Origin of the sequence: Solibacillus sp. FSL K6-1554 (genome assembly GCF_038005185.1) — a bacterium.
Classification (GTDB): Bacteria; Bacillota; Bacilli; order Bacillales_A; family Planococcaceae; genus Solibacillus; species Solibacillus silvestris.
Map to the genome: position 1 here is coordinate 2,115,473 of NZ_JBBOSS010000001.1, position 23,055 is coordinate 2,138,527.

Here is a 23,055-nt window from a genome sequence, read left to right on the forward strand (position 1 = left end):
TATTTTGATCGATTGATTAAACTTTAACTTCATGTTCTTTATTATACGTTGCATGATTTTTTCTTGCTTCGAGCACTTTGGATGCGGAAAAGATGAATACCGCCAGCCAAATACATAGGAATGTTATGAATTCTGTCAGTGTAAACGGCTCCTTGTATAAAAAGATGCCGAGCATTAAACTAATCGTTGGTGCCAAAAATTGAATAAAGCCCATTAAATAAAGTGGGATTTTTTGCGCACTTTTTGCAAATAGGACAAGTGGCAAGGCTGTTACGATCCCGCCGCCCATTAACAATAGGTTAGTTTTCCAGTCCACATGCATAAAAGCAATTTCCGATGTGTTCATTAAGTAAATGTATATTGACACAGCAATCGGTAAAACAAACAATGTTTCGATTGCGAGTCCGCGTGTCGCATCGAGTGGAATTTGCTTTTTAATTACACCATAAAAAGCAAAAGTTAGCGCCAGCGCCAGTGATACCCAAGGAATTGTTCCTCCTAATACAGCCTGATACCCTACGCCTATTGCCGCAATGGTGACAGCTACCGCAGTTGCCCGGGAAATTTTCTCTTTAAAAAAGATCATCCCAAACAATACCGATATAAGCGGGTTAATATAATAACCTAAACTCGTTTGAAGTAAATGTCCATTGTTTACTGCCCAAATGAATATTCCCCAATTCAGCGAAACGAAAACCGATGCTACGAACAGTAGAATAAACTGTTTCTTATTTTTCCAAAGCATTATGATATCTACGATCATTTGTTTATACTGACGGATCAGCAATACAAACAGGACGGTGAATACAAAGGACCAAATTACACGTCCTACTAATATTTCTACACTGCCGACATGCTGCAGTTGCTTCCAGTACAGGGGAATGATCCCCCACATTAAATAGGCGCCGATTGCTAAAAAGACGCCCTTTTTTTGTTCTGACATTGGTGCACCTTCTAATTTTTGATACTCTCATTATAGATGTCCATATTTGAGAAGTAAATAATTGTAGCTTCATAGACTCATTAAATTATTCCACTATACCATTTTGCAGTAAGTACATTTTGTGATATAACCCTTTTTGTGCGATAAGTTGTTGGTGTGTACCGCGTTCGACAATTTCGCCTTTATGCAATACTAGTATTTGCTCTGCATCCTGGATTGTTGAAAGTCTGTGGGCAATTGCTATCGTTGTACGGCCTTTTCGCATGTTTTCCAATGATTGCTGGATGCCGACTTCCGTTTCAGTATCGATCGCTGCCGTTGCTTCGTCAAGGACAAGAATTTTCGGGTTTGTCGCAATTGTCCGCGCAAATGCCACCAATTGACGCTGCCCGCTTGAAAATGTCGAACCACGCTCTGTTACATGGCTTCCATAACCATCCGGAAGCGATTCAATGAAATCATTTGCCTGCACAAACTCTGCTGCTTCCTTCACCTTCTGTAAAGTGAGATTTTCATTATATAGCCTGATGTTCGAATCAATCGTTCCGTAAAACAGAAATGGGTCTTGTAGTACTAACCCCATTTTTGCACGTAGCTCCTGTTGTTTGTAATCTTTAATCGACTGGCCGTCAATTAATATTTCACCGCGCTTAAACTCGTAAAAACGCATTAGAAGATTGATAATTGAACTCTTTCCACTGCCAGTATGCCCGACTAACGCAACTGTTTCCCCAGGATTGACTGTGAATGAAATATTTTTCAGTACATCTTGCTTGCCATCATAGCTAAACGACACATTTTTAAATTCGATATGACCTTTTGAAACTTGAACCGGCTTGTTCTGTTGCACTGGTTCAAGTTCTTCATTATCTAAGAGCTCAAATACGCGGGATGCCGCTACAATCGCCTGCTGGAACAGTGCCAGACGTTCCATTACTTGATTGATCGGATCAAAGAAACGGTTCATATATGTAATGAACGCATAGACAACGCCTACTTCTACCGCTGTTTCAAATGATGTCCATCCAAAGTAAAATAGCAAAATAACAATCGCTGTAAAGTACACTAAATCAATAATCGGACGAAGCAGAAGGCTGTTCATTTTCGTATTGGCCATCATGGACTGGAAATGCTCTTCATTGACACGATCAAATTCATCATTGAAACGTGGTTCTTGACGGAATGCCTGCACAATGCTCATTCCTGATAATGTTTCAGAAAGTTTCGCATTAAGCTCACTGAGTTTCTCCCGCATTCGCATATAGACAACCGAACTCATTTTGCGGTATAGCCAAATGATGTACAGAATGACCGGCAGCAAAAAAAGCATATAAAATGCAAGCTTCGCATTCAGGAAAAACATCGCAAAATACACACCGACGATTAAAAACGCCGCCTGTACAAAGCTGATAAGTACCGACACGAACATATCTTTAATCGCTTCGGTATCATTTGTAGCCCTAGACACGATGGAACCTGCCGGAACTTGGTCAAAATAGCGCATGCCCAATCGGTGAATTTTAGAAAACACATCAATTCGCAGTTGCTGAATGACTTTCAATGCAAGTTCCTGGAATTTTATATTTTGATAGTATGTGATAACGACATTCAGCAACTGAATTACAAAGTATCCAATACCGAGTGTCACGATTGGAGTCATATCAAAATTGCCGATCATTAAATGATCATCAATATAAACTTTAATCAGATAAGGACCGATAATATCGCCGAGAACGGTTAGAACAAGAAGAAACAGCGCAATAGCCAATATCTTTTTATGTGGTTTCAAATAGGTTAACAGACGCTTTAATACGATGCGCTGTTCTTTACTTGAAATCGTCTCATTCGCCATCATGATCCCCCCCTTGTTCAACTAAATTTTCAAGTTGCTGTAACTGGTACATTTCATAATAACTGCCTTCTAGTGCCATCAGCTGTTCATGGGTACCTTTTTCAATAATTGTTCCTTCATCAACGACAATAATGATATGTGCCTGCTGGATTGCACTTAGACGGTGCGACGTAATGATCGTTGTCGCATTTTTCCGCTCTTCTTTTAATGCATGCAGAATTGCTTCTTCTGTCCGCGCATCAACCGCAGATAAAGAATCATCCAATATGAGCAGCTCAGGTTTCATTAACAATGCTCTAGCGATAGAAATACGCTGTTTCTGTCCACCGGAAAGAGATACTCCCCGTTCTCCGACAATCGTGTCATAGCCATCTGTAAAGCTCATAATATCTTCATCAATATTTGCAAGTGCTGCCGCTGCACGAACTTCCTCCATGCTTGCCCGTGGATTCGCAAAGGCAATATTGGAATAAAGCGTTGCTGAGAATAAAAAGTGATCTTGCGGTACATAGCCAATCGCCTGACGCAGAGCACTTTTCCTATAATCATTTATATTGTGTGCACCAAATTGAATCGTTCCTTCATATCCTTCAAACTCACGGAGCAACAGCTTTAAAATGGACGTCTTCCCTGCACCTGTTTTACCGACGATTCCGAGTGTTTCGCCGCGTTTCAGTTCAAAATGCACATCCCTTAATGTAGGTGCTGCATCTCCAGGGAAAGTAAAGGATTTCACGTTGAATAAAAGATCCCCGGAAGGATTTTCTTCAATAGCATCCAGCTTGTCATCAATTTCAATTGGGGTATTTAAAATACGTTCGATCCGGTCATACGAAACGCTGCCTCGCTCAACGATATTGAACAACATCCCAATTGCCAGCATCGGCCAGATCAGAATACTTAAATACGTCGTGAACGTAACTAAGTCACCGACCGTCATCGCATCTTCCAATATAAATTTCGTGCCAAATCCAAGACTCAGCATAAAACTTAAACCAACAACGAAGCTAATCGTCGGGTCAAATAATGAATCGACTTTTGCTACGCGCATATTTTTTTCCACCACTTCATCGGAAAGCTTCGTAAAATCAGCAACATCCTGCTGTTGCTGTCCAAACGTTTTCAGTACTTTCATCCCACTGATACTTTCCTGAGTTTTATCGTTCAAGTCGGAAAAGGCTGCTTGAGCATGGCGAAAACGCTCATGAAGCAACTTGCCGTAATAGCTCGTTGATAAAGCGACTAGCGGCATTGGAATGAGCGCAATCAGTGTAAGACGCCAGTCAATGGTAATTGCCATTGCCAAAATTACAAAGCCCCCTGTTGTAAGCGAGTCAAATAATGTTAAAACCCCTCCACCAGCTGTTTGCTGCACTGCACTTATATCATTTGTTGCATGTGCCATTAAATCACCAACACGATTCTTTTGATAAAACGACGGAGACATCTGTGTAAAATGGCGATGGAGCTTTTCACGTAATATTCGCGCCAACAGATTGGACGAGCCAAAAATCATTTGACGCCAATAATAGCGCAGTATGTACATGGCAATCGCTACACCGATGATGATAGCGAGCCATTTAAACAAACCTGCTTTCGTCAATGTCCGTGTACCGATTTCATCGATTGTGAAGCCGATAATTTTCGGCGGTACGAGCTGCAGGATGGCTACTAATACAAGCATAAAAAGACCGACTGTGTATTGGTATTTTCGCTCTTTGAAAAACCAACCTAATTTAAGAAATACCTTCATTCTTTCACCCTCTTTTTTACTCAAGTTCCCCCATTTTACCAAATATTTTAATTTTCCGATATATTTTACAAATATTTTTTTCGGATTCCGAATTAATTTTTTTGTAAAAAATGTTAAGTCAATCTCTTGTCTATAAAAACATATAATTTTGGCATTCTTTATATATTTCAATCCAATATTTCAGCTTCTTTTTGTCCATACTAAAATTATAAATCCATTTAGTACGGATTTTCCGTCCAAATATGGATCGCAATTTTTGTTACATGCATTACTGATAAATAAATTGAAGGGAAATTTTAACATGATGAAACAATTATTATTTGCACTGGCTGCTATTTTTTTATTATTTGTTCCTGGGGTTTACGCACATACGCATCTAGAATCAACCAATCCTGCAGAAGGTGAAACTGTAACAGAAAATATCCAAACAATTGATTTAGCGTATGGGGGCAAAATTGAAGAAGGCAGTACATTTAAAGTTATTGCAAGCGATGGGAAGGAAATGGCGATTCATTCAATTTCAATAAATGAAGGTGTCCTATCCGGAATTATGCTTGATCCCCTTCCAAATGACACTTATACAGTTGAATGGGATAGTATTAGTGAGGATGGACATCCGTTAACGGGTTCGTTTACATTTAAAGTAAATGCGCCTAAGACGAATAAAGAAGAGGACAGCGCTGCAGATACAACAGAGAAGGTTGAAAATGATGTCAATTCACTTGTCGATACATTAAAGGATGAGACGAACTCCGATGAGGATGATGAAGGATCATTTTGGACACTCATCATTGTTACTGCCCTAATTGTACTAGTACTTACTGTGATAACGATGTACAGCTATAAGCGATGGTTAGTTAAGAAAACGAAGAAATAAAACAAATAAAAACTGCACTCAAACTTTTATAAAGTTTGAGTGCAGTTTTTTAACGATTTACTGAGCTGTTATTCCGCCATCTACTACAAACTCTGCACCTGTTGAGTAGCTTGACTCGTCTGATGCTAAGAAGACTACTAATTGAGATACTTCTTCTGGTTGTGATACGCGTTTCAGCGGGATATGCTTTGCAAATTCCTCAATAGCTGCTTTTGCATCTTCCTGCATGATCATCGGCGTTGCAATAACTCCAGGGTGTACTGAATTTACCCGAATACCCATTGGCGCCAAGTTTAATGCAGCTGCTTTTGTCATACCACGAACAGCAAACTTTGTATCTGTATAACCTACAGCACCACCAACTAAGCCGTTGATTGAAGAAATGTTGACGATTGAACCGCTACCAGCTTTCATCATTGAAGCAGCAACTGCTTTCATTCCTAAGAAAACAGATACTTGGTTAATATTGACGATTTTCATGTATTCATCTAAAGACATTTCTAACATGTTTTTATTCATCGAAATTCCAGCATTGTTTACTAATACATTTACCGGACCAAATGCTTCTTCTGCTTTCGCAATAACAGTTGTCCAATCTTCTTCAGAAGTAACGTTCTGTTTTATGAAGATTGCATTTCCGCCTAATTCTGCAGCAAACGCTTCCCCTTTTTCTTCATTTAAATCTGTTAAAACTACTTTTGCACCTTGTTCTACAAAAGCCTTCGCATGGGTAGCACCCATACCTTGAGCAGCACCAGTAATAATTGCTACTTTACCTGTTAATCGAGACATTAAAAATCACCCTTTCAATAATATGATAGTTAACTATCACTATCTAAAACTAACAATAACAATGTTTGATCGGTCCGTCAATTTTTAGTAGCTATGAATTGTAAAAACATCTCTTTAATAAGCTTTAACTGCTTTTTAGGATCTAATTTCACAGGTAGATTAGGATCATGCTCGGTCAAATAGGATTCTACAGTAAAGTAACTTATATTTTGAACAACTGTAAATACATACTCCGGAATATCAATGCCTGCTCGGATCGATTGGTCTTCATTTCCTTTTTCTGCAATTGAATACAAAACATTAGCCATTTCTCTTCGAATATCTACAAATTCTTTGTATTCGTCCGTCTCTTCAGATATCGGTTTATATGCTTCAAACGCTTTAAAAAACTTCACAAATTGATGCTGCGGGTCATCGATTAACTCAATATAATAAGTTAATATTCGTTCAATCTGTTCATAAGCTGTCAAAGGTCCATTAGCAATTTTCCGGATAGAATTTGTCATTTGACTGGTAATTTCATTATTAATTGCTAAAACGAGTAATTCCTTATTCGCAAAATAACGATAAAATGTAGCGATCCCAATCCCTACTTCATTTGCAACGTCCTGTAATTGAACTTGTTGAATTCCGTTATTTAACATCAATGTTTTTGCTGCCTGAATTATTTGTTCCCTGCGCTGTTGTTTTCTTTGTTCTCTAATGCTCAATAGTATTCCCCTCAATTTTACATATTATAGCTGTATTGTATCATGATTATGTACGCTTATTTTTATAGTAAGATCCAAAAAAATACACCACAACAATTGTATTCAATCGTTGTGGTGCGTATATTAGCGTAAACGTTCCAAGTCCTGATAATCTTTCATATATGGGCCATCTTCCGCCACAGCTGAATGGTACAGCGCTTTAACGGCGAAGTTTTTTTCCAGTCCCATTTCCGATTTCAGTTTTTTCAGTTCGTCATGCAGTTCGCGATGCTCGTTGATTAATTTCAGCATCGTTGTTTTATTGTATTTCATATAATATCACTCCGATTAGTTCATCACTTGAATGATGACTACTTTTAAATAATTGAATTCCGGGAAATTATGCGGCACCGTGAAATCTTCCGGCAACTGGTGCTCTTCTAAAATTTTATAGCGTGCACCATAATCTTTAAACGCTTTGTCGATAAATGTTTTGAACTTTTTCATATTAAAGCTTGCATTGTTTGTCGATGCGATAATAACGCCACCATCGTTTGTAATAGTTAACGCATCCTTGAGCAATTTCGGATAATCTTTTGACGTACTGAACGTCATTTTTTTCGTACGGGCAAAGCTTGGCGGATCCAGTACAACTACGTCGAACTTCATGCCTTTTCTTGCTGCATAACTGAAATAATCAAATACGTTCATCACTTTAATATCTTGTGATTCATAGTCGATTCCATTCACACTGAATTGCTCAATTGTTTTCGGCAAGCTGCGTTTAGCCAGATCGACACTCGTCGTACCTGATGCACCGCCTAAAGCAGCGGCAACCGAAAACGCACCTGTGTACGAGAATGTATTTAGCACCGTCTTATCAGTTGAATAGCGGTCACGTAATGCTTTGCGTACATTTCGCTGATCCAGGAAAATTCCTGTCATTGCCCCGTCATTCAGATCAACCGCAAAATTCATGCCGTTTTCCTGAACGATCAGCGGGAATTCGCCCTTTTCACCTGATACATAATCATCCTGATCGATATATTGACCATTTGTATCAAAGCGCAGTTTTTCATAAATCCCTCGTGTATTCACTGCTGCATTCAATGCCTCATAAATGTCCGTACGGAACGAATAAATTCCTCCACTGTACCAGCTCACCATGTAATAGCCGTTAAAGAAATCGATTGTCAAACCGCCAATGCCGTCACCTTCGCCATTAAACACGCGGAAAGCTGTTGTATCTTCAGAGGCAAAAAAGTCTGCACGTTTTTCAGCAGCTTCACGGATTTTTTTCGTAAAGAACTTCACATCAATCTGCTCTTTTTCTTTACGTGTCAGCACCCAGCCGATCCCTTTATTTTGAATACCGTAATAGCCAGTTGCAATATAGCCGCCGCTTTTATCGACTAAATGAAGAAGACTACCTTCTTCAATTGACGCTTCCGGCATAACAACCGTATCTTTTAATATCAATGGATTGCCATTTGTTAAATCCTTAATCGCTTTACTATCTACTTGTAGTTCTGTTTTTTTTCTCATGCTTTCATCCTTACTACTGTTTTTCGTTCATAAAAAAGAGAGACTTGTTTTAAATACAAATCTCTCCGTACAATATCAGTTTACTACGAAAGCTTGCGAATAGCTACTCGCATGTTGAGTTGACGCTTACTAGTATTGCTATTTTAAATCACTCAGGTTGGATGCACGCTCATATGTCCACCATTTATTTATTACAAGTTAACTAAAGTACGAGCCATTTAACCCGAACTATTGAAAGTACTATTTTTTTCAGGAACTTTTTCAGTTCGGAATTTTAATCCCTATTCTGTTTGGATTAGTAATTTCGAATTTAAGTATTCTGAAATCATTGGAACAGCCACACTTACATTATTCCACTCAGAATACTTGTGCTCCGCATCTTCTATAGTTAAAGCTGTAAAATTCTCTACAACTTCAAATTTCTCTACATCTATGGTAGTTATCTCGTCATCTTTCCCTTTGTAATATAATATCTTGACAGTTAATTCACGCTTGTCAAATATAACTAATATGTATTCTGATATTTCATCATAAGTCATAAATAAATTAACCTTCATATATTCAGCGCTATTCTCATGCATATTAGTACCCCTTCCTTTTTACCTAAATTCGACATTTTATATGATAATCCTGCTTAGTAGAGTAAAAAATGCGCTTGTACAGTAATATCTATTATTTATTTAGGTAATAAGTGCTATTATCTAGGCATCTAAAAATCCACGAACTCTAGTACCGGTTTTCCGGAATAAGAGTACCTGTCGTTCAACCATTACTTCACCGTTATTCTGTCACTAATCTTTTCTATTAGCAGATATTAGAAAAAACTCCCCATTAAGATGAACAGGTTTCCTGTCCATATAATGAGGAGCATATTTTAAAAGTTACGTTGTTACTTTAAATACGGTTTTCATTTTTTCTATAATACCGCCTGATGAATATGTCAATACACTTCGTTTATAGAATGACAGACTCAGGAAGTATAGTGTCAATACTGTTCCAACTAAAATAACGAAGCTAATGATTGGTTCAATGGCGTTCATATCTGTTGCACCTAAACGCATCGGCATGACCATTCCTGAAGTAAATGGAATGTATGAGAATACTTTGATCAGCATAGTATCCGGATTACCCATACCTGTCAGCATAACGTAGAATCCAACGAGTGTCAGCATCATTGCCGGCATCATTACTTGCCCTGCTTCTTCTACTTTCGACACTAGGGAACCGAATAATGCGCCGATTATTAAATACATGAAAATCGTTAAGAATAAGAAACCGACTATATATAGGAAGTAGCTTGTCGATAGTGAATCAAGCAGATCCGTAACAATTGACCATTTGCTTCCGCCATCTGAGAAGCGAAGCAGTAATAAAAGTCCGCCGAAAAGTATGACGAATTGTGTAAGTGCAACTAAAAATACTCCGACAATTTTTGAACGGAAATGCACTTCTGGCTTCACGCTGACTAATAACATTTCCAATGCACGTGACCCTTTTTCCGAAGCAACATCTGTTGTAATCATTGATAAATATGATGCGACAAAAACATAAATGATAATTCCAATCGCATACGAAACCCAAACGCCCGCCATTTTTTCTTCAGCGGATTTACCGTCATCTGCAGCTTCATTCAGTGAATTTAATGTAATGACAGGCTCTGACGACAATAATAACTGTTGCTGCTCCGGTGATAATTCCATCTGACTCATCGCATACAGCTGACCCGCCTGACTTAATGAACTTTGGAAATCTTGCTGATCATTAAGCGGAAGCGGATCAAATGATTCAATTTTTGCCGCCAGCTTGCCATCTGCATCCGATAATGTAAAGGCCGCGTAATAGTCTCCATCCTTCAATTTATCTTTGACATCACCCGCTTCAACATAGACATATTCCACATCATCTGAATCTTGCAGTACTTGCGCTATATCAAAATCAGTTTCATTGATAACTGCGATTGTATCCGCATCCCCAGAGAAAATGAGGTCTTTAATTTCCGACCAGAACATAAAACCGCTTAGCACTACTAAATAAAGCAATGTTGTTAAAATAAAGGATTTTGATGTGATTTTTTGTTTATATAATTTTTTAATAAGCACATTAAATTTAGACAAGACCGGCACCTACTTTCTCTTTGAAAATCTCATGCAGCGATAAATAATCTAAACTGAACTTTTCGATATAATTGCCGTTTGAAAGCAGTTCGAAAATTTCCGGTGCATATGATTCGTCTTCAAGTGTCAGTACTGCCTGTGAGTCCCGTTCCAGTTTGACATGATTCACACCTGGATACTTACTTAATTCTTCAAAGGATTTATCTGTACGTACCGTCAGTTTTGTTTTACCGTACTGCTTTTTCAGATCAAGCAGCGAGCCTGAAAATAGGGATTCACCGCGCTTTAGTAGACATAAATGGTCACATAGCTCCTCGACATTATCCATTTGGTGACTCGAGAATAAAATCGTCATTCCTTGGTCGCGCAAATACAGGATTGCATTTTTCAGCAGCTCCATGTTTACCGGGTCCAGTCCACTAAACGGTTCATCAAGAATTAAAAACGCCGGTTTATGAATAAAGCTGGCGATTAATTGGACCTTTTGCTTATTCCCTTTTGATAACGTCTCGGCTTTCACATGTCGTTTTTCTTCCAGATCAAAGCGCTCAATCCAAAAGTCGATATCTTTTTTCAGCTCGTTTTTATCCATACCGTGCAGCTCGCCGAAAAAGTAAAGTTGCTCTTCCACTTTCATTTGAGGGAAAATACCGCGCTCCTCCGGTAAATAGCCTAAAAAGTCACGGCTTACCGATTTGATTGGCTGCCCATCCCATGTAATCGTACCTTCTGTTGTATCCTGTAAATCCAGAATCATTCGGAATGTAGTCGTTTTTCCTGCACCATTTTGCCCGATCAAACCGAATATTTCACCTTTTTCAATTGTAAAGTTCAATCGATTTACTGCAACAAAATCACGATAGCGTTTCGTCACATCTTTCAGTTGTAACACCATGAGCGTACCTCCTGTTTTTAAGAACTAGCGAATTCCATTATATAGTAATTATTACAATTATTGAATAATTAAAAAATTTATGTATGTGCACTGCTTATAAAAATACTAATCAATTTCATCCGCCACTATGTTTATGTACGAAACAGACGAAGAAAAGATTCATTATTATGAAAAAACTTAGCAAGAAATACACCCTTACTAAGTTTCGTTAAGGCGTTAAATTAATTTCCCTTTAAAAGCAGGGCTCAGTTCACTCCAAACATCGAATTGATTTCCGTCCAAATCATAAAAAATAAAATTCTTTCCAGCATGTCCCCGATTTTCAATTTCACCGACTTTTACTCCGATTTGCTTAAAATCATGATGCAATGCCTCTAACGCCTGGAATCCATCAACTTCGAATGTAATTGAGAAACACTCCTTTCCGTATTTGTCTATAAAATTGGCACTTTCATTCTCCTTTGAATGTACTAGAAAGAAACTTTGATTTGCAAAGTTTAAAATGGCTTTATCTTTGTCTTTATAATTTAAAGTCGCTTCCAAGTTTTTCACATACCATTCAGAAGATCGTTCCACATCCGCTACCGGTATGTAAGTTGTTCCTACTCTCACTAATTTTCCACCCATTTTTGTCCCCCCGAGTCCAGTTCTAAGCAATGATTGGTAAGTAGATTTCAACTTCTTCCCCTTCACTAACAGGATGATATATTTCGATAATATAAGAATCAAGATCTCTTTTATAACCTTGCACTGTTCCCCAATTCAGCAAATTTTCATGAAGTTTTTCCAGCTCCATTATGTTCCCTCTTGTCGTAATATAATGGTTATTCGTCTCTAAATAATCCATTCCTGCCGGGATTTTATTCACTTTCCCGCGAACGATTAGTCCTACAAAGAAATTGCCCGTTTTATGTTCGTCACTCTTTTTAGGTTCAAACAATGCGATTTCACTTTCAATCTGGTAGTCGATCTCATCAGAACGGCTTAATAACCGTTTTGCAAGCAATGGTACTTCACTTCCAAAGTTTTGATACTCCCCACTACCCTTTAAGCCAACCAACTTGAACTCTTTTTTTATCATTTTGAACGTCATTTACATCACCGCTCTATTCATATTTTTTAATCCACTCTTCCAGCAATGTACGATCAAATGGTTCTTTCAATTTTAGATAGCCGCTTGTCATGACTCCTGTTGCATCTTGTTCCCGCTTTACAATATCGTTGTCGTAAATCGTATAAGTGATCGATTTCATAAGTGCTTGATCAGAGAATTTAATTTGATAGTTAGAAGTTGTTTCTTTTCCTTTACGTACCGACTCGGTTGGCATCGTTTCAAGCAGGCGGTAAAGCTCTTTTACTTCATCCATATTATAAGAAACAGAAGAATCATTTGATGGATATTTAGCAACTGTGACCTTTGTTAAATCTCTGCTATCCACAAAACTCACTTCATTCAACTCTTTAGAAATCTGGTGCATTTCATATTGATTCCATATATAATAAATACCTAAAACAATAGCGATTGACAGGATTATTTTTATCGACTGCTTCATTTCATCCTCCTCCAAACAATTTTATTTTAAATAATTTTACCATATTTTTCTAGATTATAAATATTAATTTGAGCAAGAAAAAATGGCTTAGTCCTTGTGAAAGAACTAAGCCATTGAACAGCGTACTTATTTTCTGTAGTAATCAACAATCCCGTTATAAATAGATTGTGCATAGATTTCTACATACTTGTCATTGATTAATTTTTTACGGTCTTCTGCATTTGAGATGAACCCAAGTTCGACTAATACAGAAGGAATGATCATATTGCGTGTCACATAATACTGTGCTTCTTTTACCCCTCGGTTTTTCATATCCGCATTTTTGACGATTTCATTATTGATATACGTCGCAAGCTTTTTATCCTCTTCATACTGGTCACCTGTTGTAATGCTGTAATACGTTTCCGTACCTTTCGCACTTGTAGATGTCGCTGAATTTACGTGAATGCTTACATAAACTTCACCGAACTTGTCCTTTGTAAATTTCACGCGTTCCTGAAGGGATGGATACGTATCTCCTGAACGTGTAGTAAATACTTTTGCGCCGTTTGCTTCAAGTTTTTGTTTGACAAGATTACCTACTTTTAAAACGATCGCTTTTTCCGTACTACCTGAGTTCACAGCACCTGGATCTTTCCCACCGTGCCCTGGGTCTAAAATAATAATACGGTCTTTGATAGGGCTGCCTTTTTCGTTTACTAGTTTAATATACGATTTGTGCACATATCCTGTATCTTTGCCCGCTGTCACTTTTGCCCAATAGCCATCAATGGAATGAACCGCAATTACTGATCCTTTTGATAACTTTTTAATTGTCGCTGATGATCCTGAAGCCGATTTGCGCATGTTTAAACTTGCAACCGTTACCTTACCTGTTGTGCCGGATGTAACGACAGGATCGTTATTGTCGGAATCCGTTTCTGATGGTGGCGGATTCACACTTGAACCACCAACATCCGTTGTGCTATTTTTTACAATATAGCCTGGAATTCCACCTACAGTTGTTAAATAATAACCGTCAATTTCTTTATAGACTGACAATGTTGACCCGGCTGAAATTTGTTTAATTTTTTTCGATGACGATGTCGGTTTGTAATACAGATTTATAATTGTATTTGTCTTGACAGCTTTAATTGATGGTCCAATGGCACTGCCGTCTTGTTCAAGGAATTTGGCATATGATTTACTGATATAACCGTAATAACCTTGATAAGAAACTTTTAACCAATTACCTTCAACAGCATACACCGATAACTTACCACCCGTATTTACTCTGCCAATCACTGCACTTGATGTTGTCGGCTTTGTACGAACATTTAAGCCATCTGTTGTTACTGATACAAGACCAATTACTTGTGTCGGATCAACTGAATCAAGGTGTTCGGGTAAGGCTAGTCGGAATTCATCGCTTTTTGCTCGCGCAATAAATGATGCAAACTGTGCTCGTGTAACCGAGCCCTTCGGCATATATTTGCCGTCACTACCTTTTGTAATCCCATTATAGTAGATTGCTTTAATATACGGAGCATATGTATTCGAACTCGATACATCTGGGAAGTACACCGGTAAATCCTTATAGTCACTTACATTTAAATTAAATGCGATTGATAAAACGTGACTCATTTCTTCACGAGACAAAGTGGCATTAGGAGAAAATTTCCCTGATGTTTTAGTAAATAATCCAAGTTGACGTGCACGTTCGATGTATGTCGATTGTTCAGTCCCGACTTTAACATCAGTGTACGAGGAATTACTTACTTTTAGTGGACTTTTACCTGCAGCTATAACCGCCATTTTCGCAGCTTGTGCACGCGTCACACTCATGTTGGGTTTGTAGTACGTTTTGCCCTTTTCTTGATATCCTTTAATCGCCCCTAGGCTAATTAAATACTGGATCTCATCGTAAGTGGCATCGGTTGTCGCAACATCTGCAAATACTACTTTAGCTGATGTCGGTGTAACAGCTAGTGTACAAACGAGGAAGATTGCAACAACCAATGTAATCAATTTTTGATTCATTGTTCCCTATCCTTTCATAAGCTGTCCCCCTCATTGTATAGTACAAAACCGGAAAAAAATAGAGGTAAATCCATATTTAATGTCAAAATCTTGTTACAGTCTAGTTACAAAAAGATTACATAGTATAATAATTTAGGTTTGTAAGGTAGTAGTAAAGGGTAAATAATCTATTTAGCATTGTTGTAATAGAGCGAATTGTCGGTGTTTTTTATAGGATAAAAAAAGAATCCAGTTCGTAATATTTCGAACAAACGGATCCTTTATAAATCTATAAATTTTTTATGAATTTGTCATTATTTTTTAGAAATTGATTGAAAATTGTTTTGCGATTGCTCGAATCTCTTCTATTTTTTCCGGTTTTAAATAGTCCATCATCTTCGGAACAAACTGTTCGATATCATCTTTTGTAAAAGTACCTTCATCTTGCTTTTTAAAGTTTTCAGCAAGTAATGCTTTTGCTTCCTCCACCTTATCCTCTTTTACGCGTTGTAAAATGAAGTTTGAAAACATTTCCTGCATATTTTTGTCCAATTGCATAATGAGTGCCTCCCTATGATTTTAATTTCTTCATTACTTTAAAATTATAACAATAAATGCATTTAATAATCTATTGGGATCCAGTTCAAATTAAAGATAATAACAAAAGATGGATCCTTCCCCCTTAATTACAGTGCCCTCCAAAATAAATAACCAGCTTTGGCTATTACTAGTCCTAAAAATCCTTACTTTCGAATAAAATGCACAAATATGCAATTAATGGGGGATAATTCATGAATTCAATTTTTACCTATATTTTTTTAGGCATAACTATGGCCGCTACATTTGGACCTGTTAAGAACGTCCTATTAAATACAGGTTTAAAGAACGGTTTTTTTCATGCCTGGTTTTTTAGTCTTGGTGCCTTAACTACTGATATTGTATACATGTTCGTCGTTTATTTTGGAGTTGGGAAATTTATTGATTCTTTATTATTGCAAACAATACTATGGTCTTTTGGGTGCTTCGTTCTTTTGTATACAGGGATAGAAAGCTTACTCACTCTACATAAAATTGAAATGAACTCTAAAACCGGCAAAATAGTTAGATTAAGACATTCGTTATTAGCTGGATTGTTAATGTCATTGTTAAATCCAATAACAATTCTTTTTTGGCTAGGAATTTATGGCTCTATCCTCGCGAAAACAGCAGGAATCGCTACAGGATTGGACATCATACTAATTAGTGGAGCCATTTTACTTGGCATTATTTTCGTAGATTTTCTTTATTCATCCTTATCCAGTATTGCCCGTAAGTTATTATCCATTAATCTGTTAAAAACTGTAACCGTTATTTCATCTATATTTATGATCGGATTTGGAATCTACTTTGGAAAGCATGCTTTTCAATTGTTATTCTGAATTGGAGTAATTTACACAATTAGCCGAGTGTATAAAATGAACACGAAAGGAAACCATACCTTAATAAATAGAAAAACAAAATTAGTCGAGGTGTGGTAATGGATAAAAATAAGGATCATGTAAGTATATGGTGTATTGTTAGTTTGACTTCTATCCCGCTCATCATGACTTTAGGAAATTCAATGCTTATTCCTGTGCTCCCCATATTAGAAGACAAAGTCGGGATCACATCATTTCAGTCGAGTATGATTATTACTAGCTATTCAGTCGCAGCCATTTTTCTCATTCCGGTAGCAGGCTATTTATCCGATCGCTTTGGCCGAAAAGTCGTAATATTACCAAGTCTAATATTAGCTTTAATCGGAGGTCTGATCGCCGGTTTCGCTTCATGGAAGATGGATGACCCGTACACAATGATTATTATAGGCAGAATTATTCAAGGTATTGGTGCAGCTGGAGCCATGCCAATCGTTTTGCCTCTTGTAGGTGACCTTTATCAAGATGATGATGAGAAAATCAGCTCAACTTTAGGGATAATAGAAACTTCTAATACGTTCGGAAAAGTGTTGAGTCCTATATTAGGCTCAGTATTTGCTGCTATTTTATGGTTTCTTCCCTTCTTTTCTATCTCTGCACTCAGCCTAATTTCCATTGCACTTATATTTTTCTTTGTAAAAGTACCTAAAGATAAGGATGAACCTTTAAAATTCAAGCAATTTATACGTAATACGAAAGAAGTTTTCAAGGATGAAGGAAGATGGTTGTATACCGTATTCCTTAATGGAGTCCTTGTTATGCTTATATTATTCAGTATGTTATTTTTCTTATCAGAAAACCTGGAAAAGGTTCATGATATTAAAGGGATTAAGAAAGGTTTTGTACTGGCTATCCCACTTTTACTGCTTTGCATTTCTTCCTATATTTCCGGTCGGAAAATTAAAGGAGATTTATCAAGAATAAAGAAAATTATAGTGGTCTCCTTGATTGCAATGTCTATCAGCATTGTCTTTGTTGGATACACAAGCAAAAAACTAATTCTCCTGTTGATTGTAACAAGTATCGTGGGAATAGCTATTGGCGCATTATTGCCTGCTCTAGACACCATTATTACAGATAATATAAGAAAAGAATTACGCGGTACTGTTTCTTCATTTTATAGCTCTGCCAGATTTATCGGTGTTGCAGCAGGTCCGCCTATTATGTCACTCGTCATGAAAAACTATCTCAATATTAGCTATATCACTGCAGGAATATTAGGATTAATTCTTTTATTGTTTGTGTTCAAGTTCATTAAAGTTGATGAAATCGGAAAATCAAAAGAACCAGCATAAAAATATGGACCTAACAGCAACAGCTGCATAGGTCCTTTTTTATGGGATATTTTCATGCGGATTTTAAACTAAACAGAATTAGGGAAATCCCACAGAAAAGACAAATTATACGTGTAAGAGAAATTTTTTCTGCAAGTCCAAGCAATGCTAGTGCTGTTGTCACAATTAAGACGACCGGTCCGACTAGGGCAAGTAGCGTATTAATATAAAAAGCTTTTTCTAAATCATTGAATTTAAACATTAATGCAGCAGCCGTTAACTCTATACTTCCGGACATAATTCTTAAAGCAATGATAATAATGAGTGCTTTATCCATAAATGTAAACACATCCTTGCTAGTATTGTTACCTAACATATGCAACTAACCCTAGAAATATATTTATACAGACACTTTTCCCAATTCTATAATATCTAAGATAATGGTGGATCTATAAAACCCAAGTATAGGCTAATTTTTAAAACTATTTTGAAAATATAATTAAATTCAATTTACATACGAACTATTTCTATTTAAAATTAAAATATAGTAAATGAAGGCGGTGTTTAGTTGAAAAAAATACACTATAGCTGGATTATTCTTGCTATATCTTTTTGCTCCATAATTGCCGCCGGAATAGCGATGGCATCATCCGGAGTTTTCTTAACTCCATTTGAACAAGAGTTTGGCTGGAATCGTCAGGTGATTTCCCTAGCCTTTGGAATCAGTTTATTTTTCTACGGATTTGCAGGTCCATTCATGGCTGCATTACTCCAGAAATTCGGACTAAAGAAAATGATGCTTGCTTCTATGGGGACATTACTGATTGGCCTTCTTTTAATTTTCCTCATGAATCAATCATGGCAATTGATCATTATTTGGGGCGCTATTATCGGACTTGGTTCCAGTCTGTTTTTAACCGTTTTAAGTCCATATGTAGCGAATCATTGGTTTAAAGAAAAAAGAGGACTTGCGACAGGGATTTTAACCGCGAGTACTGCAATGGGTCAGTTAATACTGCTCCCTGTCTTAGCCACTATTATCGAAAATTACTCGTGGCGTTGGGCAGTTGGTTTAATTATAACGATTAGCGTAGTAATGTTTTTCATCATCTTCTTATTCATGAGAAACACACCTAAAGAAATCGGTATCCTTCCATATGGACAGACAGAGGATATAGAGGTCGTGCACGACCAATCAAAAGGCAATCCAATTGTAATTGCTTTTAAAGGGTTAGCTGATGCTATACGCGCTAAAGAATTTTGGTTATTGGCAGGGAGTTTCTTTTTCTGTGGCTTTTCAACAAACGGGCTTGTTGGGACACATTTTATTTCCTATTGCATTAGTTTCGGAATCCCTATCGTGACTGCGGCTTCCTTGCTCTCTTTTATGGGTGTTTTTAATATGGTAGGAACGACACTTTCCGGTTGGCTTTCCGATCGTATTGATAATCGCTGGCTTCTGTTTTGGTATTATCTATTTAGAGGCGCTTCACTTGTCTTGCTGCCTTTTGCGTTAATGGAGGGCAATCTGACTTGGATTCTTGTTTTTTCTGTGTTTTACGGGTTGGATTGGGTGGCAACGGTACCGCCGACCATCAATCTTTCAAGACAAATTTTTGGAGTACATAAAAGCGCAATTATTTACGGATGGATTTTTGCTTCCCACCAAGTAGGTGCTGCAACTGCTGCCTATGGTGGAGGTATGCTTTATTCCTATTTTAATACATATACTTGGGCATTTTTTATGGCCGGCGTTTGCTGCGTAATGGCAAGTTTATTTGTAATTCTAATAAAGAAACAGCCTCGTTCGGTCAACTAAAATAGGGTGCTTTGATTTAAATTCAAAGCACCTTTTTCATGCAAAAAAAGACTAAAATTCACGTAAGGAATGAATTTTAGCCCATAAAATTATTTAATGTGGTTCAGCAACTCTTTCACAAAATCATATTCTACATATGTTTTGTTCTTTTCCAATAATGCTGGTGCAACGTCAAAATGTTTTAATGCACGATTATGGCCATATTTTGTCTCTCCACGTGTAATTGTGTAAGACAATGCACCTTTTGAGATGATTGCGCCATTTCCTGTTGAGGCAACTTTGAAGTCAAACTCTTCTGCAACCATTCGTAACGGCACCATGATTTTGCCATCGACTTCTTTATAGTCTTCACCTATTATCGCCTGTATTTCAGGTGCGATTTCAGGGTTTACTACTTCTTCTTCAAGTTTAGGGAACACAACAATTTTTTCAGGTGCTGTCTGTGCTGGAATACTCCTTGTTGTAGGACCGTAAAATACAATCGCGTTGTAGTTTTGCAATTCCTTCGCAGGCACTTTTTCGCCTTTAGTGTTGATAATGACTGATTCCTCATTTAAATTCAGCTTTAATTGTCCGTCGTCACTTAAGAAGTTTTCATCAAATTGCGCTACCTTAACTGAGTTGGCTGTATCGTCCTTTTCAACAATGACGACTGGTGGTGCATATTGCGGCGGATAAATTAAGATCATCGGCTGATCTGCATAAATGGATAATGAAATCGTATCACCAATTTTCAGTTTAACTTCATTGCCATGTTCATCAAAAACAAGTGTTTTGTCATCTACATAGAAGTTGAACACATTGTCATCTTGATCAACCGTAAATAATTGGGCATTTTCCCGCTGCTCGACTGCTGTAATGTTCCCTCTGTGCTGGATAAATGTCCCTGCTTTTTCCACTTGCTCAGTCCCTTCAGTTGTTGGCTGCTCAGCATAAGCAGATACGGTTCCGAGTAAGAGTACAGATAATGCTAATGGTGCAATTTTTTTCATATCATTCCATCCTTTCGGTAATTTCACTACATTAGTCGATTTAAAGGAAAAAAGGTTACACGTTCTAGTTATTTTTTTTGATATAGCAATGCTGTAAGTGCGATATAATCATATAACGTTAATGTACCACAATCGAATTTTTCCAACCACAATGGCTGAAATGCCCCTAATCGAATGCCTTGTTTAAGTTGCTCACGTACTGCTTCTTTATCATTAAAAATTTCTTCCACTTTTTGCTGTAACGCCCTGCTTGTGATTGATTGAGCATCCATTCGTGTTATTGGAGTTGGTTGTGCTACCAGTGTTGAAGGTTTTGCTGTCATTTGAAGTGAGGTTTTCAGGAAATAGCTTCTTAACGTCTCGGCTATTCCTTCAATTATTTGGTCTTTATTTGATCGGTATAACTTTGCATCCTGCTCGGAATTGACAAAGCATATTTCTATGATAATGGCCTTTTTCGTTGTGCCATTTAAAAATGCCAAATTTGTACGGTGTTTGGCACCTCGATTTTTAAACATCCCCGCTTTAGCAATTTCGGAGCTCATCTTTTCCGCAAACGGAGAAATTGTTGGATTCACATAAAGCACTTCTGTCCCAATTCCTTCTTTCTGTTTAATTCGTGCGGAATTAAAGTGAATGCTGACATCGAGTCCGCGTACTGTTGCGTTATGCCGCTTAACTAAATACGCTAAGTTTTGTTTCTGGCTTTTAGATTGTTTATCGATAATGGTAGTGACCTTAATCCCTTTTTGCTGCAATTTATTCCCGAGCTCCTGCACAACCAGAACAGTCTCCTCCCCTTCATCCATGTAACCAGAGGCACCTGTCCCCTTTCCGTAATGGCCAGCACTAATAGTTAGCATCATAATTCATCTCCTTTTCAATCTATATGTCTAATAGCGGAATGAAAAAGGGACATTTCGATTTTTATTATATTAATATAAAAACCTCACTTTACATGTTGTAATAGATCGCAGAAAAAACGGTATAGCATTTTGAATAGTGATTCGTTACAATGGAGTAATTATACATAATGTGTGAGGGTTAGGCATGAAAAACAAACGAATGATTGGATTTTTATTAGTTGTGAGTGGCAGTTTTTTCTGGGGAATCGGCGGAACAATGGCACAACAACTGTTTTCTCTTGGCATTGAAGTAAGCTGGCTTGTATCAACACGCCTTGTCATTGCTGGAATTCTACTTTTAATTGCCCAGGCAATATTTAAAGATCAGGGGCAAATTTTCAAGATTTGGCGGGAAAGACGGGATGCATTCCGCCTACTCGTTTTTGCAATTGTAGGAATGCTAGGAGTTCAGTACACATATATGGCCTCGATTAAAGAAGGCAATGCGGCGGTAGCAACATTATTGCAATATTTGGCACCGGTTATGATTATTATTTGGGTAACAGTACGTGGCCTATCCAAATTCACGAAAAAAGATGCAGTAACGATTGTGCTAGCTCTTAGCGGAAGCTTCTTTTTATTAACAAACGGTTCACTTTCCGCGTTTGCCGTGCCACTTCCTGCGATTCTTTGGGGGTTATTGTCCGGGGTGACCCTTGCGTTTTATACGCTTTATGTCATTTCACTTTTAAAACGATTCGACTCACTTGTCGTTGTCGGCTGGGCGATGCTGCTTGCCGGATTGACAATGAGTTTTGTGCAGCCTCCATGGGATGTGGATGTATCGGTTTTGACTGGCGCAACATTAGTTTATTTAGTAATTGTGATTATTTTTGGCACGATGCTCGCTTTCTGGTTTTACATTGAAAGCCTTCAAACTCTCACTGCTAAGGAAACGAGCCTTCTTGGCAATATTGAACCGCTAACTGCTGTTTTGGCAACCGTGTTATGGCTGAAGGAACCGTTCGGTGGATTTCAATGGCTCGGAACTTCGTTGATTTTGGTGATGATGATCTATATAGCATTGAAGGCGGATCGGCAGAAGGATGAGGATCTGGATAAAGTTGAGGATGCGATAGTAGAAGACAATTGACGTTAGATAATGAAAGTGCTTGCATTGAGTGTGCGGGCGCTTTTTTATTTGTGAGGCTTTGTCGGAATTGCGAAATCTTCCGCAGAATTCGGAAGCGGGTTTTAGATGTTATCGTGGTTATATTAGAACAATTCATAGGAATGTTAGAAAACCCGGGTGTGTGATAAGACATGGTGTAATTTCCGGGAAATATTAGAGGTTGGTTGATGACGTTTTGATTTTATTAGAACAATTACAGCGGATATTAGAAAATTTGAACGGGTTATTAGAACAATTCGCCTGAATATTAGAAAACCCATATTTGGAGTACGATTTCCGGTGAATTTTCTGGCAAGATTGAGGACAAGTCGATGTTGTTTTGAAGTTTATTAGAACAATCTGTTGGTATATTGGAACTTTTGATAGTGATATTAGAAAATCTACGGAGGATATTTGAACAGTGGAATAGTTTATTAGAACATTGATCGATTATATTAGAAGCTCAGCAATATATTAGAACTTTTTACG

Annotated in this window: 23 protein-coding genes; 5 read left to right on the plus strand and 18 right to left on the minus strand. The window is 37.6% G+C overall.

Annotation, left to right across the window (positions count from 1 at the left end; genetic code table 11):
- Positions 1-16 precede the first annotated feature (16 nt).
- The 3 genes from rarD to MHB58_RS10360 all read right to left on the minus strand — a co-directional run bounded on the left by rarD (position 17) and on the right by MHB58_RS10360 (position 4,548).
- The gene (gene rarD / locus MHB58_RS10350) at positions 17-943 is read right to left on the minus strand and encodes an EamA family transporter RarD (protein WP_340735156.1); all 927 of its coding nucleotides are present in this window, start codon (positions 941-943) and stop codon (positions 17-19) included.
- An 85-nt stretch (positions 944-1,028) separates the two neighbouring features.
- The gene (locus MHB58_RS10355; protein WP_340735157.1) at positions 1,029-2,798 is read right to left on the minus strand and encodes an ABC transporter ATP-binding protein; all 1,770 of its coding nucleotides are present in this window, start codon (positions 2,796-2,798) and stop codon (positions 1,029-1,031) included.
- Positions 2,785-4,548 (minus strand): ABC transporter ATP-binding protein, encoded by a 1,764-nt coding sequence (locus tag MHB58_RS10360; RefSeq protein ID WP_008403785.1) that lies wholly within the window; start codon positions 4,546-4,548, stop codon positions 2,785-2,787. The genes MHB58_RS10355 and MHB58_RS10360 overlap by 14 nt, the downstream gene beginning before the upstream one ends.
- Positions 4,549-4,849: 301 nt before the next feature.
- Between MHB58_RS10360 and MHB58_RS10365 the strand changes: the two genes are divergently transcribed.
- On the plus strand, positions 4,850-5,425 hold the full coding sequence (locus tag MHB58_RS10365) for a copper resistance CopC family protein (protein WP_340735158.1): 576 nt from the start codon (positions 4,850-4,852) through the stop codon (positions 5,423-5,425).
- Between the two features lie 57 nt (positions 5,426-5,482).
- Here the strand turns inward: MHB58_RS10365 and MHB58_RS10370 are convergent, their stop codons facing one another.
- The 12 genes from MHB58_RS10370 to MHB58_RS10425 form a co-directional block, all read right to left on the minus strand.
- Positions 5,483-6,217 carry a glucose 1-dehydrogenase gene (locus MHB58_RS10370; RefSeq protein ID WP_340735159.1) on the minus strand — a complete coding sequence of 245 codons (735 nt, stop codon included), beginning with the start codon at positions 6,215-6,217 and terminating at the stop codon, positions 5,483-5,485.
- Between the two features lie 77 nt (positions 6,218-6,294).
- The gene (locus tag MHB58_RS10375; RefSeq protein ID WP_340735160.1) at positions 6,295-6,927 is read right to left on the minus strand and encodes a TetR/AcrR family transcriptional regulator; all 633 of its coding nucleotides are present in this window, start codon (positions 6,925-6,927) and stop codon (positions 6,295-6,297) included.
- 123 nt (positions 6,928-7,050) lie between these two features.
- On the minus strand, positions 7,051-7,239 hold the full coding sequence (locus MHB58_RS10380) for a hypothetical protein (protein WP_008403793.1): 189 nt from the start codon (positions 7,237-7,239) through the stop codon (positions 7,051-7,053).
- A gap of 15 nt (positions 7,240-7,254) precedes the next feature.
- The gene (locus MHB58_RS10385; RefSeq protein ID WP_014823727.1) at positions 7,255-8,451 is read right to left on the minus strand and encodes a class I SAM-dependent rRNA methyltransferase; all 1,197 of its coding nucleotides are present in this window, start codon (positions 8,449-8,451) and stop codon (positions 7,255-7,257) included.
- A 281-nt stretch (positions 8,452-8,732) separates the two neighbouring features.
- Positions 8,733-9,032, minus strand: coding sequence for a hypothetical protein (locus MHB58_RS10390; RefSeq protein ID WP_014823726.1), 300 nt, complete (start codon positions 9,030-9,032; stop codon positions 8,733-8,735).
- A 300-nt stretch (positions 9,033-9,332) separates the two neighbouring features.
- Positions 9,333-10,574, minus strand: coding sequence for an ABC transporter permease (locus MHB58_RS10395; RefSeq protein WP_232504474.1), 1,242 nt, complete (start codon positions 10,572-10,574; stop codon positions 9,333-9,335).
- On the minus strand, positions 10,558-11,460 hold the full coding sequence (locus MHB58_RS10400) for an ABC transporter ATP-binding protein (protein WP_008403799.1): 903 nt from the start codon (positions 11,458-11,460) through the stop codon (positions 10,558-10,560). Before MHB58_RS10400 ends, MHB58_RS10395 begins: the two co-directional genes overlap by 17 nt.
- A gap of 216 nt (positions 11,461-11,676) precedes the next feature.
- The gene (locus tag MHB58_RS10405; RefSeq protein ID WP_014823724.1) at positions 11,677-12,087 is read right to left on the minus strand and encodes a VOC family protein; all 411 of its coding nucleotides are present in this window, start codon (positions 12,085-12,087) and stop codon (positions 11,677-11,679) included.
- A 22-nt stretch (positions 12,088-12,109) separates the two neighbouring features.
- Entirely contained in the window at positions 12,110-12,553 is a 444-nt protein-coding gene (locus MHB58_RS10410) for a GyrI-like domain-containing protein (protein ID WP_014823723.1), read from the minus strand.
- Between the two features lie 13 nt (positions 12,554-12,566).
- Positions 12,567-13,013, minus strand: coding sequence for a hypothetical protein (locus MHB58_RS10415; protein WP_014823722.1), 447 nt, complete (start codon positions 13,011-13,013; stop codon positions 12,567-12,569).
- A gap of 126 nt (positions 13,014-13,139) precedes the next feature.
- Entirely contained in the window at positions 13,140-15,032 is a 1,893-nt protein-coding gene (locus MHB58_RS10420; RefSeq protein ID WP_065215855.1) for an N-acetylmuramoyl-L-alanine amidase, read from the minus strand.
- Between the two features lie 300 nt (positions 15,033-15,332).
- On the minus strand, positions 15,333-15,569 hold the full coding sequence (locus MHB58_RS10425; protein ID WP_008403808.1) for a hypothetical protein: 237 nt from the start codon (positions 15,567-15,569) through the stop codon (positions 15,333-15,335).
- Positions 15,570-15,802: 233 nt separating this feature from the next.
- Between MHB58_RS10425 and MHB58_RS10430 the strand changes: the two genes are divergently transcribed.
- On the plus strand, positions 15,803-16,429 hold the full coding sequence (locus tag MHB58_RS10430; RefSeq protein WP_014823720.1) for a LysE family transporter: 627 nt from the start codon (positions 15,803-15,805) through the stop codon (positions 16,427-16,429).
- Positions 16,430-16,527: 98 nt separating this feature from the next.
- Positions 16,528-17,760: an MFS transporter gene (locus MHB58_RS10435; RefSeq protein WP_014823719.1), complete on the plus strand. Its 1,233-nt coding sequence runs from the start codon at positions 16,528-16,530 to the stop codon at positions 17,758-17,760.
- Between the two features lie 52 nt (positions 17,761-17,812).
- Here the strand turns inward: MHB58_RS10435 and MHB58_RS10440 are convergent, their stop codons facing one another.
- Positions 17,813-18,115: a YqhV family protein gene (locus MHB58_RS10440; RefSeq protein WP_008403814.1), complete on the minus strand. Its 303-nt coding sequence runs from the start codon at positions 18,113-18,115 to the stop codon at positions 17,813-17,815.
- Between the two features lie 192 nt (positions 18,116-18,307).
- On the opposite strand from MHB58_RS10440, the gene MHB58_RS10445 reads away from it, so the two are divergent.
- Complete coding sequence (locus tag MHB58_RS10445) at positions 18,308-19,558, plus strand: MFS transporter (RefSeq protein WP_065215854.1); 1,251 nt, start codon at positions 18,308-18,310, stop codon at positions 19,556-19,558.
- An 89-nt stretch (positions 19,559-19,647) separates the two neighbouring features.
- Here the strand turns inward: MHB58_RS10445 and MHB58_RS10450 are convergent, their stop codons facing one another.
- Together MHB58_RS10450 and MHB58_RS10455 are read right to left on the minus strand one after the other, a co-directional pair.
- Complete coding sequence (locus tag MHB58_RS10450; RefSeq protein WP_014823717.1) at positions 19,648-20,550, minus strand: stalk domain-containing protein; 903 nt, start codon at positions 20,548-20,550, stop codon at positions 19,648-19,650.
- 68 nt (positions 20,551-20,618) lie between these two features.
- A complete protein-coding gene (locus tag MHB58_RS10455) occupies positions 20,619-21,416 on the minus strand; it encodes an N-acetylmuramoyl-L-alanine amidase (protein WP_014823716.1) in 798 nt (265 codons plus the stop codon).
- A 184-nt stretch (positions 21,417-21,600) separates the two neighbouring features.
- Here MHB58_RS10455 and MHB58_RS10460 point away from each other — a divergent pair, with 184 nt between their 5' ends.
- Complete coding sequence (locus tag MHB58_RS10460; protein WP_340735161.1) at positions 21,601-22,548, plus strand: EamA family transporter; 948 nt, start codon at positions 21,601-21,603, stop codon at positions 22,546-22,548.
- Positions 22,549-23,055 lie beyond the last annotated feature (507 nt).

Bases quoted from the DNA above. Each gene is read 5' to 3' on its own strand.
- MHB58_RS10430 (WP_014823720.1), top strand. From the start codon at position 15,803: ATGAATTCAATTTTTACCTATATTTTTTTAGGCATAACTATGGCCGCT.
- MHB58_RS10405 (WP_014823724.1), bottom strand. From the start codon at position 12,087: ATGGGTGGAAAATTAGTGAGAGTAGGAACAACTTACATACCGGTAGCG.
- MHB58_RS10385 (WP_014823727.1), bottom strand. From the start codon at position 8,451: ATGAGAAAAAAAACAGAACTACAAGTAGATAGTAAAGCGATTAAGGAT.
- MHB58_RS10420 (WP_065215855.1), bottom strand. From the start codon at position 15,032: ATGAATCAAAAATTGATTACATTGGTTGTTGCAATCTTCCTCGTTTGT.
- rarD (WP_340735156.1), bottom strand. From the start codon at position 943: ATGTCAGAACAAAAAAAGGGCGTCTTTTTAGCAATCGGCGCCTATTTA.
- MHB58_RS10380 (WP_008403793.1), bottom strand. From the start codon at position 7,239: ATGAAATACAATAAAACAACGATGCTGAAATTAATCAACGAGCATCGC.
- MHB58_RS10460 (WP_340735161.1), top strand. From the start codon at position 21,601: ATGAAAAACAAACGAATGATTGGATTTTTATTAGTTGTGAGTGGCAGT.
- MHB58_RS10360 (WP_008403785.1), bottom strand. From the start codon at position 4,548: ATGAAGGTATTTCTTAAATTAGGTTGGTTTTTCAAAGAGCGAAAATAC.
- MHB58_RS10355 (WP_340735157.1), bottom strand. From the start codon at position 2,798: ATGATGGCGAATGAGACGATTTCAAGTAAAGAACAGCGCATCGTATTA.
- MHB58_RS10390 (WP_014823726.1), bottom strand. From the start codon at position 9,032: ATGCATGAGAATAGCGCTGAATATATGAAGGTTAATTTATTTATGACT.
- MHB58_RS10365 (WP_340735158.1), top strand. From the start codon at position 4,850: ATGATGAAACAATTATTATTTGCACTGGCTGCTATTTTTTTATTATTT.
- MHB58_RS10450 (WP_014823717.1), bottom strand. From the start codon at position 20,550: ATGAAAAAAATTGCACCATTAGCATTATCTGTACTCTTACTCGGAACC.
- MHB58_RS10410 (WP_014823723.1), bottom strand. From the start codon at position 12,553: ATGACGTTCAAAATGATAAAAAAAGAGTTCAAGTTGGTTGGCTTAAAG.
- MHB58_RS10435 (WP_014823719.1), top strand. From the start codon at position 16,528: ATGGATAAAAATAAGGATCATGTAAGTATATGGTGTATTGTTAGTTTG.
- MHB58_RS10370 (WP_340735159.1), bottom strand. From the start codon at position 6,217: ATGTCTCGATTAACAGGTAAAGTAGCAATTATTACTGGTGCTGCTCAA.
- MHB58_RS10400 (WP_008403799.1), bottom strand. From the start codon at position 11,460: ATGGTGTTACAACTGAAAGATGTGACGAAACGCTATCGTGATTTTGTT.
- MHB58_RS10415 (WP_014823722.1), bottom strand. From the start codon at position 13,013: ATGAAGCAGTCGATAAAAATAATCCTGTCAATCGCTATTGTTTTAGGT.
- MHB58_RS10440 (WP_008403814.1), bottom strand. From the start codon at position 18,115: ATGTTAGGTAACAATACTAGCAAGGATGTGTTTACATTTATGGATAAA.
- MHB58_RS10455 (WP_014823716.1), bottom strand. From the start codon at position 21,416: ATGATGCTAACTATTAGTGCTGGCCATTACGGAAAGGGGACAGGTGCC.
- MHB58_RS10425 (WP_008403808.1), bottom strand. From the start codon at position 15,569: ATGCAATTGGACAAAAATATGCAGGAAATGTTTTCAAACTTCATTTTA.